18 protein-coding genes and 1 tRNA gene are annotated in these 16662 nt (G+C 59.8%); 15 read left to right on the top strand and 4 right to left on the bottom strand.

The window, feature by feature from the left end:
- Window positions 1–122 precede the first annotated feature (122 nt).
- The 8 genes from clpS to rdgB all read left to right on the top strand — a co-directional run bounded on the left by clpS (window position 123) and on the right by rdgB (window position 5545).
- Window positions 123–449 carry an ATP-dependent Clp protease adapter ClpS gene (gene clpS, locus ACLI1L_RS10475; RefSeq protein WP_248099407.1) on the top strand — a complete coding sequence of 109 codons (327 nt, stop codon included), beginning with the start codon at window positions 123–125 and terminating at the stop codon, window positions 447–449.
- Window positions 450–453: 4 nt separating this feature from the next.
- Window positions 454–990, top strand: a complete 537-nt coding sequence (locus ACLI1L_RS10470; RefSeq protein ID WP_248099409.1) for a DUF2017 domain-containing protein — start codon at window positions 454–456, stop codon at window positions 988–990.
- Window positions 990–1919: a P1 family peptidase gene (locus tag ACLI1L_RS10465; RefSeq protein WP_411707509.1), complete on the top strand. Its 930-nt coding sequence runs from the start codon at window positions 990–992 to the stop codon at window positions 1917–1919. Before ACLI1L_RS10470 ends, ACLI1L_RS10465 begins: the two co-directional genes overlap by 1 nt.
- Window positions 1920–1932: 13 nt before the next feature.
- Window positions 1933–2586, top strand: a complete 654-nt coding sequence (locus ACLI1L_RS10460; protein ID WP_023020863.1) for a rhomboid family intramembrane serine protease — start codon at window positions 1933–1935, stop codon at window positions 2584–2586.
- Window positions 2586–3365 (top strand): glutamate racemase, encoded by a 780-nt coding sequence (gene murI, locus ACLI1L_RS10455; RefSeq protein ID WP_394286507.1) that lies wholly within the window; start codon window positions 2586–2588, stop codon window positions 3363–3365. Before ACLI1L_RS10460 ends, murI begins: the two co-directional genes overlap by 1 nt.
- Before the next feature lie 72 nt (window positions 3366–3437).
- A complete protein-coding gene (locus ACLI1L_RS10450; RefSeq protein WP_248099416.1) occupies window positions 3438–4199 on the top strand; it encodes an MBL fold metallo-hydrolase in 762 nt (253 codons plus the stop codon).
- 15 nt (window positions 4200–4214) lie between these two features.
- Window positions 4215–4943, top strand: a complete 729-nt coding sequence (gene rph / locus ACLI1L_RS10445; protein ID WP_198491986.1) for a ribonuclease PH — start codon at window positions 4215–4217, stop codon at window positions 4941–4943.
- Window positions 4937–5545 (top strand): RdgB/HAM1 family non-canonical purine NTP pyrophosphatase, encoded by a 609-nt coding sequence (gene rdgB, locus ACLI1L_RS10440; RefSeq protein ID WP_284836073.1) that lies wholly within the window; start codon window positions 4937–4939, stop codon window positions 5543–5545. The genes rph and rdgB overlap by 7 nt, the downstream gene beginning before the upstream one ends.
- Here rdgB and ACLI1L_RS10435 read toward each other — a convergent pair.
- Together ACLI1L_RS10435 and ACLI1L_RS10430 are read right to left on the bottom strand one after the other, a co-directional pair.
- On the bottom strand, window positions 5542–5886 hold the full coding sequence (locus ACLI1L_RS10435) for a DUF3817 domain-containing protein (RefSeq protein WP_411707508.1): 345 nt from the start codon (window positions 5884–5886) through the stop codon (window positions 5542–5544). The genes rdgB and ACLI1L_RS10435 overlap by 4 nt on opposite strands.
- A gap of 2 nt (window positions 5887–5888) precedes the next feature.
- Entirely contained in the window at window positions 5889–6311 is a 423-nt protein-coding gene (locus ACLI1L_RS10430; RefSeq protein ID WP_248099420.1) for a hypothetical protein, read from the bottom strand.
- Between the two features lie 90 nt (window positions 6312–6401).
- Between ACLI1L_RS10430 and ACLI1L_RS10425 the strand changes: the two genes are divergently transcribed.
- Both ACLI1L_RS10425 and ACLI1L_RS10420 read left to right on the top strand, forming a co-directional pair.
- Window positions 6402–6486 (top strand) — tRNA-Leu (locus tag ACLI1L_RS10425).
- 74 nt (window positions 6487–6560) lie between these two features.
- Entirely contained in the window at window positions 6561–7151 is a 591-nt protein-coding gene (locus ACLI1L_RS10420) for a hypothetical protein (RefSeq protein WP_239659062.1), read from the top strand.
- On the opposite strand, the gene ACLI1L_RS10415 is transcribed toward ACLI1L_RS10420, so the two are convergent.
- Window positions 7152–9062 carry a solute carrier family 23 protein gene (locus ACLI1L_RS10415; RefSeq protein WP_248099422.1) on the bottom strand — a complete coding sequence of 637 codons (1911 nt, stop codon included), beginning with the start codon at window positions 9060–9062 and terminating at the stop codon, window positions 7152–7154.
- A gap of 314 nt (window positions 9063–9376) precedes the next feature.
- Here ACLI1L_RS10415 and pflB point away from each other — a divergent pair, with 314 nt between their 5' ends.
- Genes pflB through ACLI1L_RS10390 form a run of 5 tightly spaced genes read left to right on the top strand, consistent with a single transcriptional unit; the run spans window position 9377 to window position 15086 of the window.
- Complete coding sequence (gene pflB, locus ACLI1L_RS10410; protein WP_086588441.1) at window positions 9377–11464, top strand: formate C-acetyltransferase; 2088 nt, start codon at window positions 9377–9379, stop codon at window positions 11462–11464.
- Window positions 11465–11504: 40 nt separating this feature from the next.
- Window positions 11505–11756: an autonomous glycyl radical cofactor GrcA2 gene (gene grcA2 / locus ACLI1L_RS10405; protein WP_005323969.1), complete on the top strand. Its 252-nt coding sequence runs from the start codon at window positions 11505–11507 to the stop codon at window positions 11754–11756.
- A gap of 2 nt (window positions 11757–11758) precedes the next feature.
- Window positions 11759–12628: a pyruvate formate-lyase-activating protein gene (gene pflA, locus ACLI1L_RS10400; RefSeq protein ID WP_049360991.1), complete on the top strand. Its 870-nt coding sequence runs from the start codon at window positions 11759–11761 to the stop codon at window positions 12626–12628.
- 11 nt (window positions 12629–12639) lie between these two features.
- Window positions 12640–13878: an alpha/beta fold hydrolase gene (locus tag ACLI1L_RS10395; RefSeq protein ID WP_411707507.1), complete on the top strand. Its 1239-nt coding sequence runs from the start codon at window positions 12640–12642 to the stop codon at window positions 13876–13878.
- Window positions 13879–13937: 59 nt separating this feature from the next.
- On the top strand, window positions 13938–15086 hold the full coding sequence (locus tag ACLI1L_RS10390; protein ID WP_411707506.1) for an SPFH domain-containing protein: 1149 nt from the start codon (window positions 13938–13940) through the stop codon (window positions 15084–15086).
- Window positions 15087–15217: 131 nt separating this feature from the next.
- On the opposite strand, the gene ACLI1L_RS10385 is transcribed toward ACLI1L_RS10390, so the two are convergent.
- Window positions 15218–16648, bottom strand: coding sequence for a peptide MFS transporter (locus tag ACLI1L_RS10385; protein WP_411707505.1), 1431 nt, complete (start codon window positions 16646–16648; stop codon window positions 15218–15220).
- Window positions 16649–16662 lie beyond the last annotated feature (14 nt).

Raw genomic sequence — 16662 nt, 5'->3', positions numbered from 1 at the left:
GTGAGTGATAATACCCACTGACTAGGTGTTTTTCAGAGGTTTAGATTCTTTGGACCTAGATTGTCCGCAGCTAGATTGGGCTGGCCCACAATAAATCCCCAAAAGTGGTTAGGCTAGAAAGCATGAAGGCGCAATTTCCCGTAGTCCGCATAAGCTCTCCTATGGCTACGCCCGAATTGGATGAAGAACTCGACGTAGATGTGGCCACGAGTGAGAACCTCCCGTGGATGTGCATCGTGTGGGATGACCCAGTCAACCTCATGAGCTACGTGTCCTACGTATTCCAAACCGTTTTGGGATACGACAAGAAGCGAGCCAATGAACTCATGATGCAGGTCCATACTGAGGGCAAGGCCGCCGTCTCCAGCGGCGAGCGCGACAAGATTGAAGCGGACGTGAAAAAGCTCCAGATCGCTGGTCTGTGGGCGACGATGCAGCAGGCAGGTTAAATAGATGCAACCGTGGAAGAAAAAGAAGTCCCTTATGCGCGCGCCAAAGATTACGGCCGTCTTTGAGCCGATGGAGCGCGAGGTGTTGGGAGATCTCACCGCTACCGTCTCTGAGGCCATCATCGGGCGCGCCCAGTCTGCACCCAAGGACGAGCTGGCAGAGATGCTGGATATGCCCACCGGCCATACCGAGGCCCCGGAAGATCCCTCGCTGGCCCGTCTCTTCCCGGACTTTGAAATGCCTGGTGATGAGGAATATGAAGGCGATGCTTCTTTGCTGCGGTCGCTGCACGAGAATGATATCGCGCGCGCCAAGTTGGAAAACCTCCAGGTGATCGGCACTGCCCTCGGCCCTACCGGTGGGGTAGAGGTCAGCATTAATGAGCAGGAGGCCCACGCCTTCGTTGCCGGCCTAAACGATCTGCGCCTCTACGTTGCGGCGGGCGATGTTTCTGATGACAACCTGATGTTGGACCGCGATAGCCTGGTGGAATGGCTGGCCTTTTGTCAGGATTCGCTGCTACAGGTGTTGATTGACTAATGCTGGATGGGATCAACATCGGGCACTATAGCGGTACCGATACCGGCGTTACGGTGCTTTATTGCGGTCCGGGCGGGGCCCTCGGCAGCGTTGATGTGCGCGGTGGGGGGCCAGGCACCCGCGAGACGGATCTCTTGCAGCCACATAATACGGTCGAGCGAGTCCACGCCGTGGTGTTGTCGGGCGGCTCCGCCTTTGGCTTGGCGGCCGCGGACGGAGTGATGAATGAGCTGGCAGAGCAGGGGATTGGCTTCCCGGTCTTCGGCGAGGAAAAACCCGGTCCGCGTGTACCCATCGTTCCCGGTGCCGTCATCTTTGACCTCTTGGTCGGGCCTTCCCGACCTGGGCCGGAAGAGGGCGCGGCCGCGCTCCGAGCCGCGCTGGCGGACAATGATGAAACCATGGGCACGGTGGGAGCCGGCGTGGGTGCTACCGCCGGCAAGCTGCGGGGTGGCTTCGGCCTAGCTACGCGCCGGGTGGGACAATACGAGGTTAGCGCCGCGATGGTCGCCAACCCTGTGGGTGAGGTCATCGATCCGCAGTCCGGCCGGCTCTACGGTGCGCCAGGGAGCACCGCGGTCAATGCTGCTGCCTACCGCGCGTTGCCACATCCAGCGGAGTCCAAGCTCAATACCACCATCGGCGCCGTGCTTACCGACGCCCCCATTAATACCGCCCAAGCCCAGCGCTTGGCCATGACTGCCCACGATGGCATCGCCCGCGCGGTGCGTCCTGCGCATTCACCACTAGACGGTGACACCATCTTCGCCTTATCCACCGCGCAGCACCCAGCCGCTGATCCTGGTGCCCTTGCGATGACACCCCTGTGCGCCGCTGCCGCCGATGCCGTGGAGGAAGCGATTGTCAACGCGGTTACCGCCGCCGAGCCTGGCTTGGGCTTGAGCGTGTACCGCGATCTGCTGGACTAAGATAAGGCGCATTATGACTTCAGGTGGAACATTTAACTACCGGCCGGCGCCCGCAGGCCAGGTCAATCGTGGCGATTCCAAAAACTACACTCGCAGCGGGCGCATCACCACCGGATTTTCTATAGCTTTCGGCTTCCTCGTGGTGGAGTGGGCGGTCCACATTATTAACGCCTTCCTGTTTGGCGGCCAGCTATCTAATTACGGCATTCGCCCACTGGACTTCAACGGCATCTGGGGCATATTTACCGCCCCACTGCTGCATGCAAACTTTGAGCACCTCATGTCCAATTCGGTGCCCGGCGCCATTTTCTGCTTCCTTATCGGCCTGTCCGGCCGCAAGGCTTGGTGGGAAGTTACCCTGATTACCACTCTGGTCGCAGGCCTTGGCACGTGGTTCATTGGTGGCCCCGGTACCTCCCACATCGGGGCGTCCAGTTTGGTCTATGGCTGGCTGGCATATCTGATTGTGCGTGGCATCTTCAATCGCTCGCTCATCCAGACCATTTTGGGCATTGTTCTCGGCTTTGCCTATTCCGGCTTGGTGTGGGGCGTGCTGCCCGTCTACGAGGGAGTGAGCTGGCAAGGCCACCTTTTCGGCGCCATCGGCGGCATTCTAGCTGGCATGACCATTACCTCGGACGATCCGGTTAAGGCAGTGAAGCGCTAATGCCTACCGCAACCTCTCCCATTGGCATCTTTGATTCCGGCGTGGGCGGGCTCACCGTGGCACGCGCAGTGATGGAACAGCTGCCGCACGAATCCGTCATCTATACCGGTGATACTGCCCATAGCCCCTACGGTCCGCGGCCCATCTCAGAAGTCCGCGCCTTTTCTCAGGACGTGGCAGATCGGCTGGTGGAACGCGGCTGCAAGATGCTGGTCATAGCGTGCAATACCGCCACCGCCGCCTTCTTGCATGATGCGCGTGAACGCTACGATATCCCCATCGTGGAGGTTATCCGTCCCGCGGTGCGCCGCGCCATGTCCACCACGCGCAACGGAAAAATTGGCGTCATCGGCACCGAAGGCACCATCAAATCCGGCGCCTATCAGGACCTTTTTGCGCTCAACCCGAAGGTGCAGGCATTTGCTACCGCCTGCCCGGATTTTGTTCCCTTTGTAGAGCGTGGCATTACCGCCGGACGCCAGATCCTCGGCGTCGCTGAGGGCTACTTGGCCCCGCTGCAAGCACAAGGAGTAGACACGCTGGTCTTGGGCTGTACGCATTATCCGCTGTTGACCGGCATCATCCAGCTAGCTATGGGCGATAATGTCTCGCTGGTGACATCTTCGGAGGAAACCACCAAGGACGTTATGCGGATCCTCACGGAAACCGATATGTTGGCCCCCGCAGATAATCAGCCGGTCCACACCTTTGAATCGACCGGTGACCCGGAAGCCTTTGCCCGCCTTGCCACGCGCTTTCTCGGCCCGCGGATTGCATAAGTAGGTGCAAATTTCTCCCCCGTTTGCACGTTGAGTACGCATGCGGGGCGATTTCATGGAACTATTGAGCCCATGAAGCTGACCATCTTAGGCTGCTCCGGTAGCGTCCCCACCGCCCAGAACCCCGCCTCCGGCTATTTGCTGTCCTTCGATAATGCGCCGTCCATCGTCCTCGATATGGGCCCTGGCACCTTGGCGCAGCTGGAACAGCAGCAGGATCCTTGCGATGCGCACGTGGCTTTTAGTCACCTGCATGCCGATCACTGCCTGGATTTCCCCTCTCTGATGGTGTGGCGCCGCTTCCATCCCACGGCGCCCGCGGCCTCAAGAAATATGTGCTTCGGGCCGAAGGCTACGCCGACGCACCTGGGCCGCCTGTCTTCCGATGAGGTCGATGGCATCGATGACATGTCCGATACCTTCGCCTTTAGCGCATGGGAGCCGGGCGAGCGCCAGCTTGTCGACGATGTATATATCACTCCCTTCCCGGTCACCCACCCGGTAGAGGCCTATGCCTTGCGCGTGGAACATACTAAGACGGGCCAGACCATCACTTACTCCGGAGATTCTTCTTATACGCCCGCGCTTGTCGACGCCGCACGGGGCGCCGACATTTTCCTCTGTGAGGCAGCCTGGGGCGCGAGCTCGGAGGGGATGGCACCGGATATGCATATGTCGGGCGCGGAAGCTGGCAGGGCGGCGCGCGAGGCGGGCGTGGGCAAGCTCGTGCTCATCCACATCCAACCGTGGGGCGATGCCCAAGCTACCTTGGAGGCCGCTCGCTCCGAATTCGACGGTGAGATTATCCTCGGCGCCGCGGGTATGGAGTTCTAAGATACGCTGGACGGCATGACTGAATTTACTCGTGCCGATGGGCGCGCGCTGGACCAAATGCGCAGCGTCCGCATTACCCGCAATTTCACTACCAACCCTGCCGGCTCCGTGCTGGTGGAGTTTGGCAATACCCGCGTCATGTGCACCGCATCCGTGGAATATGGCGTGCCACGCTTCAAGCGCGATTCCGGTGAAGGCTGGCTTACCGCCGAGTACGCCATGCTGCCTTCTGCCACCCACGATCGCATGCCGCGCGAATCCATGAAGGGCAAGGTCAAAGGCCGCACCCACGAGATTTCCCGCCTCGTCGGCCGCTCCCTGCGCGCCGCGGTGGACCTGGAGGAGCTGGGCGAGAACACCATCCAGCTCGACTGCGACGTCCTCCAAGCCGATGGCGGCACCCGCACTGCGTCTATCACCGGCGCCTATGTTGCGCTTGCCGACGCCATCGCACACCTCAAGGCCGAGGGCGTCGTCCCCGGCGAGCCGCTGCTCGATCCCATCGCTGCAGTCTCGGTAGGCATCATTGACGGCGAAATCTGCCTTGATCTGCCTTATGAGGAGGATTCCCGCGCCGAGGTCGACCTCAACGTGGTGATGCAAGAATCCGGCGACTTCGTAGAAATCCAGGGCACCGGCGAGCACGGACTCTTTGGCCGCGAGGATCTTAACGAGATGCTGGACGTAGCCCAGAAGGGCTGCCGCGAGCTTATCGCCGCACAAAAGGCGGCGCTGGGGTGGTAATTCTCGTCGCGTCTAATAACCCTAAGAAGCTCGGCGAGCTGGAACGGATTCTGGCTGATGCCGGCATCGAGGGCGTCGAGCTGCGCCCGCTTTCCGCCGTGGAACCTTATCCCGAACCGGTAGAAGATGGCCGCACTTTTGCCGATAATGCGCTCATCAAGGCCCGTGCCGGCGTGGCTGCTACTGGCTTTGCCACCGTCGCGGATGATTCGGGCCTAGCCATCGAGGAACTCAACGGCATGCCCGGCGTGCTTTCCGCCCGTTGGTCCGGCCAGCACGGCAATGACCAGGCCAATAATGACTTAGTCTTGGCGCAGATGGCCGACGTCCCTGATGAGCGCCGTGCCGCAGCCTTTGTCTCGGTCTGCGCGCTCGTCACGCCCGAAGGCGCAGAGCACGTGGCCGAGGGCCGCTGGGAAGGCCGCTTCTTGCGCGAGCCGCGCGGGGAAAACGGCTTCGGCTATGACCCGCTCTTCCAGCCGGAAGGCGAGTCCCGATCGGCTGCAGAGATGTCCCCAGAAGAAAAGAACGCGGTCTCGCATCGCGGCCGCGCTCTTAGTCAACTTGTCCCCGCCATCGCGGAGCTTGTTCGCAACTCTTAGAGTTGGAACTCCTCCGCGATTTCCTTGCGGCGCTTGTGCTCCATCCAGAAGGACAGGAAGGGCACCACGCCGGCAAGGGCGGTGGTAAAGAGCTTGCCCACCGGCCACAGCGCGCGCGGGCCGAGGATGAGGATGGACAGCAGGTAGGTCATGTACGCGATGCCGTGCACGATCGCGATATAGGTGGCCCACTCGGGGATATCCATGCCAATGATGTACTGGCAGACCATGCGGATGACCAGGATGATCAAGAAGATACCGGTCACAGTGGCCGCGATGGAGAAAAACTTCAAGGGTCCGCGGATGCGGGCTTGGCGGGCGGGGTGAACTTTATTGGTCATAATCAGCTTTCTTCATTCTCGCCGCGCCGGCGGCGCGGGGTATTCATGGCGTTGAACGTTTCCACATCCATCTGGGGCCGCTGGGGCAGGAAATCCTCATCAATTTTGGTTTCTGCCTGCGGCTGTGCGGGAGCGTCGGCCGGGGCCTTTTTGTCTGTGTCATCCATATCCCGGGCTTCTTCCTCGGCCGCGAAGCGCTCGTTTTCATAGCGCAGCGTGGTGCGATAGGCATAAACCACGAACACGGCAAACAGTGGCCACTGGAAGGCATAGCCCAGATTTTGGAAGGTGCCCGAGCCGGAGCGGAAGCGGGTCCACTGCCAATAGGCCAGGAATAGGAAGAGCACGACGAAAAACGCGATGAGGAGGATGTGCCACCATCGCACCTGCACGCGCTTGTTTTTCTGTTCCTCTTGAGTGCTCACGCGTTCCACCCTACCCACCAGCGGCCGGAAAACAGAACACCCCTGGTTTCTGGATTACCCGCCCACCGTGTACACTATGTCAAGTCCCCCGCGCCCGTGGCGGAATTGGCAGACGCGCTAGATTTAGGTTCTAGTGTCTTATGACGTGTGAGTTCAAGTCTCACCGGGCGCACCATAGGCGCCGTCGACCCTCGTGGCCGGCGGCGTTTTCGCATATCACCGTCCGCATTTCACCCTAAGATGGGCATTATGAAAAAGCTGTTTTCCACCCTTATCGCTGTCATTCTCATCGCCGCCCTGGCGGTAGCTGCGGTGGTGGTGTGGCAAGTCCGGGAACCGGTGGACGTGGAGACCGAATCGAGCAATACCAAGGTCATCAAGGCCGTGGAGCGCGAGGAACAAGTGGTGCTCGTCTCCTTGGGGATTGAGGGATTATCAGAGGAGTCCGCCACCAGCACGCTGTGGAATTGGCAGGTCCCAGGCAGTGAGCGTACCCAATACATCAAGTACTCCTACCGCGCGAAGCTCGGCATTGAAGGATCCCAGGTGCACGTAGAAGAGGAATCCCCGCACCACTTCCGCGTGCAGATCCCAGAGTTCATTTTCATTGGCCACTCGGATGAGAACTTCGAAACCGCGGTGGAAGATAATGGCGCGCTGAGCTGGATTACCCCGGATATCGATAAAGCGGAAACCATCACCAAGATTCTGGATGAGGACAAAAAGAAAAAGGACATCGCGGATAATCGCGATGTCCTCCAAAGCCAGGCCAAGCAGTTCTACACCGGCATTATTTCCGGCGTGGACCCGGAGGCTGAGGTAGATTTTTCCTTCCGTTAGCTAGTCCACCTCGGTGAACTTGCGGTCCCAAGAAGAACGGACCGGGTTGGCATCGGCTAGCAAGATATCGAAGCGGTCGTTGGCAATCTCTACGATCTCACCCAGCGCGGTGCGGTACTCCTGCTCCGGGGAGTTGGCCAAGCGGCGCACGCCGGCATCAATGACGCGGTCAACGGTGTCATTGGTATCTAGATAAGCCACAAAGGGCATATCGAAGCGCTCGCGGTAGGCAGCGGAAAGCTCGGTAATGCGCTCGGTCTGCACATCATCCAAGTCGGTTAGCCCCAAGGAGCCGCGGTCGGCGGAGATGGTGGCGGCTTCGTCAGCGTCGGCAAGCAGCAGCTCATCCATGGCCGGGTAATCGTGGATGAGGGCAGCACGGCGGGAATCATCCGCGGTCAGCACGGCTACCTGAATGGCGGCGCGCAGCTCATTGACATCGCTGAAAGGCCGAGACTCCCACGCCAGTTCGAGCGGCCACGTCTCGTTATTAAACAGCGGGCGCAGCGCGGAGACGAATTCCTCGCGGGAGGCATTGTTGAGTTGCTGTAGGCTTACGCTCTTGCCGACGGCCCGAGACACCTGCGTGCCCTGCTTACCCCCGGTGTGGAAGAACAGCAGGTTAAGCACGATGGCGGTAATGGCGCCGATGGACATGCCGGAGGAGACGAAGGTTTGCGCCCACTCCGGGAAGGCGGTGGCGATATCCGGCTTGAAGGTCACCAGCATGGCCAGGCCGAGCGCGGAGGTGACGATGACGGAATTGCGGCCATCGGAAAGATCGGCCTTGGCGATGGTCTGCAGGCCCACCCACGCTACGTTGGCGAAAAGCGCCAGGGAGGCACCGCCAAGTACAGGGGAGGGGATGGCGGCCACGACCGCACCGGCCTTGGGCAAAATGCCCAGCACCATCATGAATCCGGCGGCGGCTACGGCCACCCAGCGCGATTTCACGCTGGTCAGGCGGACCAGGCCGACGTTTTGGGCAAAGCAGGTATAGGGGAAGGAGTTCATCACGCCGCCCACCAAGGTGGACAGGCCATCGGCGCGAATCGCACGCACGACATCATCGCGGCGGATGCGCTTTTTGACAATCTCGCCGGTGGCAAAGACATCGCCAGTGGTCTCCACCATGGTGATGATCATGACAATGATGAGCGAGAAAATAGCCACCACGTCGAACTTTGGCATGCCGAAGTAGAACGGGGTGGTGATACCGAGGGCGGGGGCGGAGGAGACTTCGCTAAAGGAGGCGTCGCCTAGCACGAGCGCCACGCCCGTACCCAAGACTAGGCCGATGAGCACGGCCAGGGTGCCTAGGAAGCCAGAGGAAAAACGCTGCACCAAAATGATGACCGCGAGTGTGCCAAAACCGTAGAGCAGGTCACGGGTGGCTGGAACTCCCTCGGCGTAATTGACAAAGTCATTGGCCGAAACCCCCAATAGAGAAGTGCCCATAACCAGCAGGACCGAACCGGTGACCACCGGCGGGAAGAAACGCAGCACTTTGCCAAAGACCGGCGCCGCGAAGAAAGTAAATAGGCCGGCGACGATGATGGCGCCATAAATGGTCGGCAGCGAGGCCACCCCGCCTTCGCCGTCGGTTGCGCCCAGGCCAATGGCAATAATCGGGGAGACGGCCGTAGTGGTTACGCCCTGCACGATGGGCAGGCGCACGCCAATGCGCTTGCCGACGCCCATAGACTGAATGATCGTTGCTATGCCACAGGTCAAAAGGTCCGCATTGATGAGGTGGATGGTGGTTTCCGCATCCAGGTTAAGCGAGCCGGCGATGAGCAGTGGAACGATAACCGCCCCGGCATAAAAGGCCAATACGTGCTGCACACCTAGGGCAGCTAATTTGGGGGCGGGTGGGACGGTATCTACTGGATGCTTGGGCTGGGAAGCCACGAAGTCCTCCTTTGTGCGGAAGCGAAGCTGAACGGGTTTAACAGTAGAGGTTCGTGCAGGTAGCGGCCAAAAAATCGGGGTGATGAGGAACACGTTCGGGGCTAGTTCACCCCCGATCTAAGACGTACGTGCGTTCTGCATGAAATCACTAACCAGCAAAACAACACGACCGGTTTATATTTAGCCTTTCCAACGTCTGCTGAACTTGTTATTACCGCTGATGTAGTCAACAATTGAGGCCAGAGGGGCTTGGTGCTGTGGCTCGAAAAAGCGGCATTTACCCCTGATAGAAATTCGCCCGAAAGAAGGGAATTATGACTACCGCAACGCAGCCTCAACAGTTTGAAGCGTGGAAGGGATTTGAGTCCGGTCCATGGACCGAGGGCATCAACGTCCGCGACTTCATTCAGCGTAACTACACGCCGTACGACGGCGATTCCAGCTTCCTGGCGGGCCCGACCGAAAAGACCAAGCGCGTCTGGGAGACCCTGGAGAAGAACTACCTGTCCGTCGAGCGCGAAAAGCGCGTCTATGATGTTGACACCCACACCCCGACCGACATTGACGCTTTCCCGGCCGGTTACATCTCAGACGACGATGACGTAATCGTCGGTCTGCAGACCGATACCCCGCTGAAGCGCGCCATGATGCCGTTCGGTGGCTGGCGCATGGTCAAGCAGGCTATCGGTGAAGCGGGCAAGGAAGTAGATCCTGAGGTGGAGAAGATCTTCACCCGCTACCGCAAGACCCACAACGATGCGGTCTTCGATATCTACACCCCGCGCATCCGTGCTGCTCGTTCATCACACATCATCACCGGTCTGCCGGATGCTTATGGCCGTGGCCGCATCATCGGTGACTACCGCCGCGTGGCTCTCTACGGTGTGGACTACCTGATCGAGGAAAAGCAGGCTTCCCGCGATTCCGTCGCAGACGCTGGCTTCTCTGAGCACTGGGCACGCTTCCGCGAGGAGCACTCCGAGCAGATCAAGGCCCTGAAGAAGCTCAAGAAGATGGCTGAGTCCTACGGCTTCGACATCTCCAAGCCGGCTAAGACCGCTCACGAGGCAGTACAGTGGACCTACTTCGGCTACCTGGCATCCATTAAGTCCCAGGATGGCGCCGCAATGTCCATTGGCCGCCTGTCCGCCTTCTTCGATTGCTACTTCGAGCGCGACCTCGCTGCTGGCATCATCACCGAGGAAGACGCCCAGGAAATCATCGACTCCCTGGTTCTCAAGCTGCGTATCGTTCGCTTCCTGCGCACCATCGATTATGACCAGATCTTCTCTGGCGACCCGTACTGGGCAACCTGGTCTGATGCTGGCTTCGGCAACGACGGCCGCCACATGGTCACCAAGACCTCCTTCCGTCTGCTGCAGACCCTGGTAAACCTTGGCCCATCACCGGAGCCAAATATCACCATCTTCTGGGATCCGAAACTGCCAGAGGGCTACAAGGAATTCTGTGCCCACATCTCGATTGAGACCTCCTCCATCCAGTACGAGTCTGACCGCCAGATTCGTGAGCAGTGGGGCGATGACGCCGCAATTGCATGCTGTGTTTCCCCGATGGAAGTGGGCAAGCAGATGCAGTTCTTCGGCGCTCGTGTGAACGCCGCTAAGGCTCTGCTTTACGCCATCAACGGTGGCCGCGATGAGGTATCCGGCAAGCAGGTCGTAGAAGGCTACGAGCCCATCAAGGGCGATGGCCCGCTGGACTTCGATGAAGTTTGGCAGAAATACGAAGAGATGCTGGACTGGGTTGTTGGCACCTACGTTGAGGCCCTCAACATCATCCACTACTCTCACGACAAGTACGCCTACGAGGCAGTCGAGATGGCGCTGCACGATTCCAATATCGTACGCTCCATGGGCTGCGGCATCGCCGGCCTGTCCATCGTCGCCGACTCCCTGGCTGCTATCAAGTACGCCAAGGTCACCCCGGTCCGTGACGAGACCGGCCTGATTACGGACTACGTCACCGAGGGCGAGTTCCCGTTCTACGGCAACGATGATGACCGCGCCGATGACATCGCCGCAACCATTGTCCACACCGTGATGGAAAAGATTAAGGCCATCCCGATGTACCGCAATGCCATCCCAACCCAGTCCGTGCTGACCATTACCTCGAACGTGGTCTACGGCAAGGCAACAGGCGCCTTCCCGTCGGGCCACAAGGCCGGCACGCCGTTCTCCCCAGGCGCTAACCCTGAAAACGGTGCCGACAGCCACGGCATGGTTGCTTCCATGCTGTCGGTTGGCAAGCTGGATTACAAGGACGCCTTGGACGGCATCTCGCTGACCAACACCATTACTCCTTCCGGATTGGGCCGCACCCCAGAAGAGCGCATCAATAACTTGGTGGGCGTTCTGGATGCCGGCTTCATCATGGAGAAGTAAAAACCACTCAACCCTCAACCATCTCGAAAAGGAGAAAATCATGGCAACCCCAACTTTCGAAGACCGTATGTCAGCAATGAAGGCAAACCGCGATGCACACCAGATGAACTCTGGTCTGTACCACGCCAACATCAACGTGCTGGACAAGTCCACCCTCGAGGACGCCGTTGAGCACCCAGAGAAGTACCCGAACCTCACCGTTCGCGTCTCTGGCTACGCTGTCAACTTTGTCAAGCTGACCAAGGAGCAGCAGCTCGACGTTATCTCCCGCACCTTCCACCAGGGTTCTTAATCATGGCTGATGGCGTTACTGGTGTTGTCACCCTCTCTCCGGAAGAAGGAGAGCGTGTCCGCGGCGTAGCTGCGGGCCTGGGAGATAATGCACAACTCGATGACATTACCCGCCCGGAGCTCATGGAGGCGCGCCGTACCGGCGATATCGCCCTCGTGCACTCTTGGGAGCTCGTGACCGCCGTCGATGGCCCGGGAACCCGCATGACGATGTTCATGTCCGGATGCCCACTGCGCTGCCAGTACTGCCATAATCCAGACACCTGGGAGATGAAGACCGGCACACTGGAGCGGGTCGAGGATGTGGTCAAGCGCATCAAGCGTTATAAGCCCATCTTCCAAGCTTCCGGTGGCGGTCTGACCATCTCCGGTGGCGAACCCCTCTTCCAGATTTCCTTCACGCGCCGCGTGCTTAAGGAAGTCCACGATGCGGGTATTCACACCACCATCGATACGGCTGGGTACTTGGGCGCGCGCTTGCGCGACGAGGACCTAGACAATATCGACCTCGTGCTTCTCGACGTCAAGTCGGGCGACGAGGAGACTTACCGCAAGGTCACCCAACGCCAGCTCCAGCCAACACTGGATTTCGGCGACAGGTTGAACAAGATAGGTAAGCCGGTGTGGATCCGCTTCGTAGTGGTGCCTGACCTCACGGACTCGCCAGAGAACGTGGAAAATGTGGCCAATATCGTGGCTCGATGGAAATCTAACGTCGAACGCGTCGAGGTCTTGCCCTTCCACAATATGGGCAAGGACAAGTGGGAAGGTCTGGATATGACCTACCAGTTGGCAGACACGAAGCCGCCGAAGCCGGAGGACGTGGAGAAAATCCGCGACGTCTTCCGCTCGAAGGGCTTGGAAGTCTACTAGCCTGGGAGGGCATGACCGACTACCGCCGCTTTGGCCACATAATTAAAGAACACCACCTAGAAGTCCCGTGGGATTATTCCAATCCCCACGGGACTTTTGGGCTTTATGCCCGCGAAATTATCCCGCCCGGTGGAGAGGATCTGCCCGCGTTGCTTTACCTCCAGGGCGGGCCTGGTTTCCCAGCACCCCGGCCGCTGACACCCACGGGGCTTATTGGCAAGGCACTGGAGCGGTACCGCGTGATCCTCATGGACCAGCGCGGCACCGGCCGATCGCACCGCATCGATGCATTGAGCCCGGCCGCGGAGCGCACCGCAGCGCACTTGGCGTTGCTGCGCCAAGATAATATCGTCCGCGACGCCGAGCGCCTGCGCGAGCACCTCGGCCTGGAGAAGTGGTCGCTTTTCGGCCAATCCTTCGGCGGCTTTTGCATTACCGCCTACCTATCCCAGGCCCCCGAACACGTGGAGCATGCATTTTTCACCGGCGGCATCCCCACGCTGAAGGGGGCAGACGATCTCTACCGCGCCACTTTTAGCAAGCTCAAGGCCCGCCAGCAGCGTTTCTACCGCGAATTCCCGTGGGCCCAGGACAGCATCGAGGAGATCATCTCCCACTTGGACAATTCGGATGAGCGCCTTCCCACCGGAGAGCGCCTGTCCTCGCTGCGGTTTCGCACCATCGGTATTGAGCTCGGCCGCGGCACCGGTTTTGATTCGCTGGCTTATCTGCTGGAAGAGCCTTTCCGCACCGTGGCAGGGGAGAAGCGGCTGCGCGGCGATTTCTTGGTGGACGTCGGCCAGCGCGTGAGCTTTGCAGACGGCCCGCTCTATGCCGCTATCCATGAGTCAATCTATGGCGGCGCCGGCGGGCAGGCCGTTACTCATTGGGCGGCGCATCGTGTGCGCGAGGAATTCCCGGAGTTTGCGGAGTCCGGCACCTGGTTGACTGGCGAGCATATCTTTCCCTGGCAGTTCGACGAGGACCCTGCTCTGCACGCGTTTGCCGACGCCGCCCACGGCCTCGCCCGCCACGAATTCTCCCCGCCCTATGCGCTCGGTGAGGTGCCGACCACGGCCGCGGCCATGTATGTCGATGATATTTTCGTTCCGCTCGAAGAATCCTTGGCTACCGCTGCCCACCTGGGGGACCTGCGGCCGTGGATTAGCAACGAGTTTCAGCACAACGGCATTCGCGAAGACGGTGCGACCATCTTGGGCAGGCTTTTTGCGCTTATCGACGATCACTAGCGTTTCGCTATTTCCTATGCGAAAATATCGGTGATTGTCACGACATTTAGGGAGATATTTTGATCGCCACCATAGTTATAGTCCTCATCCTGTTGCTTATCTTGGGAACCCTCTTTGATGGCTATTTCATCGTTCGCACTCGAGAAGCTGCCATCTTGGAGCGCTTGGGTAAATTCCAAAAGGTGGCGCATGCTGGCCTGCACTTCAAGTTGCCGTGGGTGGACCGTGTGCGCGATAAAATTTCGCTGCAGGTGCGCCAGCTGGATGTGATGGTGGAGACCAAGACCAAGGACAATGTCTTCGTCCAGATCCCTGTGGCCGTGCAATACGAGGTAGTTGAAGGCCGAGAGCGTGAGGCGTACTACATGCTCTCCAACCACGAGCAGCAGATTGTGGCCTACGTGCAGGACAATGTTCGCTCTTCCGTGGCGAATATGGACCTAGATGATTCCTTCTCCTCCAAGGACACCATTGCTCGCAATGTTGCGGCTTCCCTGCGCGATAATATGGCCGAGTACGGCTGGAACTTTGTCAACACCCTGGTTACCGATATCCGCCCAGACTCCCGCGTGCGCGAGTCCATGAACTCCATTAACGCGGCGCAGCGTGAGCGCGAGGCGGCCGTCGCTCAGGCAGAGGCCGAGAAGATCCGCGTGGTCAAAGAGGCCGAGGGCGCTGCCGAAGCAAAGAAGCTGCAGGGACGCGGCGTTGCGGACCAGCGCAAGGAAATCGTCGAGGGCATTGCCCAGCAATACGAAATGCTTCGCGACGCCGGCGTGGAAGAATCCCCCGAGGCGCTCATGCTGGTCTCTCAATACCTCGACGCGATGGTCGATGTCTCCCACAACGGCCAGGCCTCCGTGCTCTACATGCCCTCCAACCCGCAGGGCATGGGTGATCTCTTCAGCGGCATGCGCGACGTGCTCATGGCCAACCGCGCCCTCGACTCCGCCGAGGGGGCGCCTCAGTACCGCCGCCCGCAGCCGCACAAGCCATCCCGCGCCGAGGAAATCGAGCGCGAGTCCAAGCGTCAGGCAGAGCGTGCCAAGCGCGAAGCCATCGCTGCCTCCCAGCGTGCTGAACAGGAGCGCTCCGAGCAAAACCGCGGTGAGCAAGAGTCGCAGCAGGGTCAGCACTCCACCGCGCAGCCCCAGGCTGCTCGCGAGTATTTCCAGCAGCTGCGCGACCAACTCAAAAACGAGGACTAGCCCTGAGCATCGATAACCTCTTTGACGCCTATACCGCCCAGCGCGGTATTACCCGCCGCGCAGAAGTTGTACCCGACCACGAGTGTCAGATTTTCCCCGCCGAGGCCAAGGTTGCCTCACAAGTCGATGCCTTAAACGCTGCCCGAAGCCTCGTTCACGACGTCCTTTCTGCCGACCAAGAGCATGAGCCCCAGCGCGACGGGGACAATTCCGACAACAAGTAGGTAGGTCCGCTCCGCACCTGCCGAGGAAGGGTCATACAGCGTCGACAGCGTTCCCGCTAGCGAGGTTCCAATGGCCATGGTGAGAAAATACAGCGCGGAAAAGCGCGTCGCGTACGCTCGCGGCGCGTGCGCGGCCGATGCCGCCATGCCCACCGGCCCGATGAATAGCTCGCCGAGCGACATCAACAAGATGGTCACGGCCAACACCACAAATGGCGTTGAATTTTCTCCGCCCCCGACGAACGGCAACAGCACAAACATTCCGGAACCTGCCACCATGATGCCTACGGCCATTAGCACACGCCGCGAGCATGCCCACCGTGACATGCTCGCCGCCAGCGGTAGGGACAATGCCAGGATGAACAGTGGATTGAGTGATTGCGTCCATGCTGCCGGAATCTCAAACCCGCCGACCATGCGGTCTACACGTTGATCCGAGTACACGGCTAGCACCCCGTAAATCTGCGGCTGGAGAGTCCAGTAGGCCGTCGAGCAGAAAAAGAGCGGGATATACGCCAGAACCTGCTTCCGCTCCGGCACGCTGACCCGCGGGGATCGCAGCATGCTGGCGAAGAGGGTGAGGGCGGCCGCGATCGTCGCAAAGAGCAAAAGCATAGCCAGCTTGTCTGGTGGAACCGTCACCGCGACCGCGACGCTGCCCACTACAGCCACCACAGCTACCGCCGCGGCCTTGCCTGGCGCGGCGGTAGGGTTGGGAGGCTGGGTATCGAACCCCGTGACTACCCGCTGGCGCAATAATCCGTAGAAAACACACCCGCAACACATGAGGCCTGCGGCTGCGAGGAAACCGGCATGGTAGCCGTGCTTTTGTGCCAGCCAGCCCGTGAGCATCGGTCCGAGTAAGGCGCCGATATTTATTCCCAGATAAAAGATTTGAAAAGCTCCATCCCGTGCGCCGGCCGTGGGAGGAAAAGCCGCGCCCAGAATGGTAATTGCCGCAGTTTTAAGCAGCCCTGAACCCAGCGCAAGCGGCAACAGTCCGGCCACGAGGCCCGCCAGACCAGGCACCAAGGACAGCGAAAGGTGCCCGCACATGAGCAGGCCCGCGCCGGCAAGCAACGTGCGTTCGGCACCCAGGAGCCGGTCGCTGACCCACCCGCCAACGAACGTGCACAGGTAGAGCAGACTGCCGTACGCGCCGACGAGCGCCGTGGCCTGCGCTTGGTCCATGCCGAGTCCGCCGGAGGTGGAATAGAGGTAGTAGGCGAGGATGGCCTGCATGCCGTAGAAGCTAAAGCGCTCCCACATTTCAATTCCGGCGATAGCCGGCAAAGCCACCGGTAAACGCCGAATTGAACGATGTTTAATAATTGTCATAAAAGCACTATAAC

Source organism: Corynebacterium sp. LaCa117 (genome assembly GCF_046717765.1).
Lineage (GTDB): Bacteria > Actinomycetota > Actinomycetes > Mycobacteriales > Mycobacteriaceae > Corynebacterium > Corynebacterium kefirresidentii.
Note: the sequence above shows the minus strand (reverse complement) of the source record. Positions and strands in the feature narration are given on the sequence as shown.

Excerpts from the sequence above, each read along its gene's own strand:
- ACLI1L_RS10465 (WP_411707509.1), top strand. The coding sequence starts at position 990 with ATGCTGGATGGGATCAACATCGGGCACTATAGCGGTACCGATACCGGC.
- ACLI1L_RS10420 (WP_239659062.1), top strand. The coding sequence starts at position 6,561 with ATGAAAAAGCTGTTTTCCACCCTTATCGCTGTCATTCTCATCGCCGCC.
- ACLI1L_RS10385 (WP_411707505.1), bottom strand. The coding sequence starts at position 16,648 with ATGACAATTATTAAACATCGTTCAATTCGGCGTTTACCGGTGGCTTTG.
- ACLI1L_RS10395 (WP_411707507.1), top strand. The coding sequence starts at position 12,640 with ATGACCGACTACCGCCGCTTTGGCCACATAATTAAAGAACACCACCTA.
- pflB (WP_086588441.1), top strand. The coding sequence starts at position 9,377 with ATGACTACCGCAACGCAGCCTCAACAGTTTGAAGCGTGGAAGGGATTT.
- ACLI1L_RS10435 (WP_411707508.1), bottom strand. The coding sequence starts at position 5,886 with ATGACCAATAAAGTTCACCCCGCCCGCCAAGCCCGCATCCGCGGACCC.
- ACLI1L_RS10450 (WP_248099416.1), top strand. The coding sequence starts at position 3,438 with ATGAAGCTGACCATCTTAGGCTGCTCCGGTAGCGTCCCCACCGCCCAG.
- ACLI1L_RS10460 (WP_023020863.1), top strand. The coding sequence starts at position 1,933 with ATGACTTCAGGTGGAACATTTAACTACCGGCCGGCGCCCGCAGGCCAG.
- murI (WP_394286507.1), top strand. The coding sequence starts at position 2,586 with ATGCCTACCGCAACCTCTCCCATTGGCATCTTTGATTCCGGCGTGGGC.
- rph (WP_198491986.1), top strand. The coding sequence starts at position 4,215 with ATGACTGAATTTACTCGTGCCGATGGGCGCGCGCTGGACCAAATGCGC.
- ACLI1L_RS10470 (WP_248099409.1), top strand. The coding sequence starts at position 454 with ATGCAACCGTGGAAGAAAAAGAAGTCCCTTATGCGCGCGCCAAAGATT.
- clpS (WP_248099407.1), top strand. The coding sequence starts at position 123 with ATGAAGGCGCAATTTCCCGTAGTCCGCATAAGCTCTCCTATGGCTACG.
- pflA (WP_049360991.1), top strand. The coding sequence starts at position 11,759 with ATGGCTGATGGCGTTACTGGTGTTGTCACCCTCTCTCCGGAAGAAGGA.
- grcA2 (WP_005323969.1), top strand. The coding sequence starts at position 11,505 with ATGGCAACCCCAACTTTCGAAGACCGTATGTCAGCAATGAAGGCAAAC.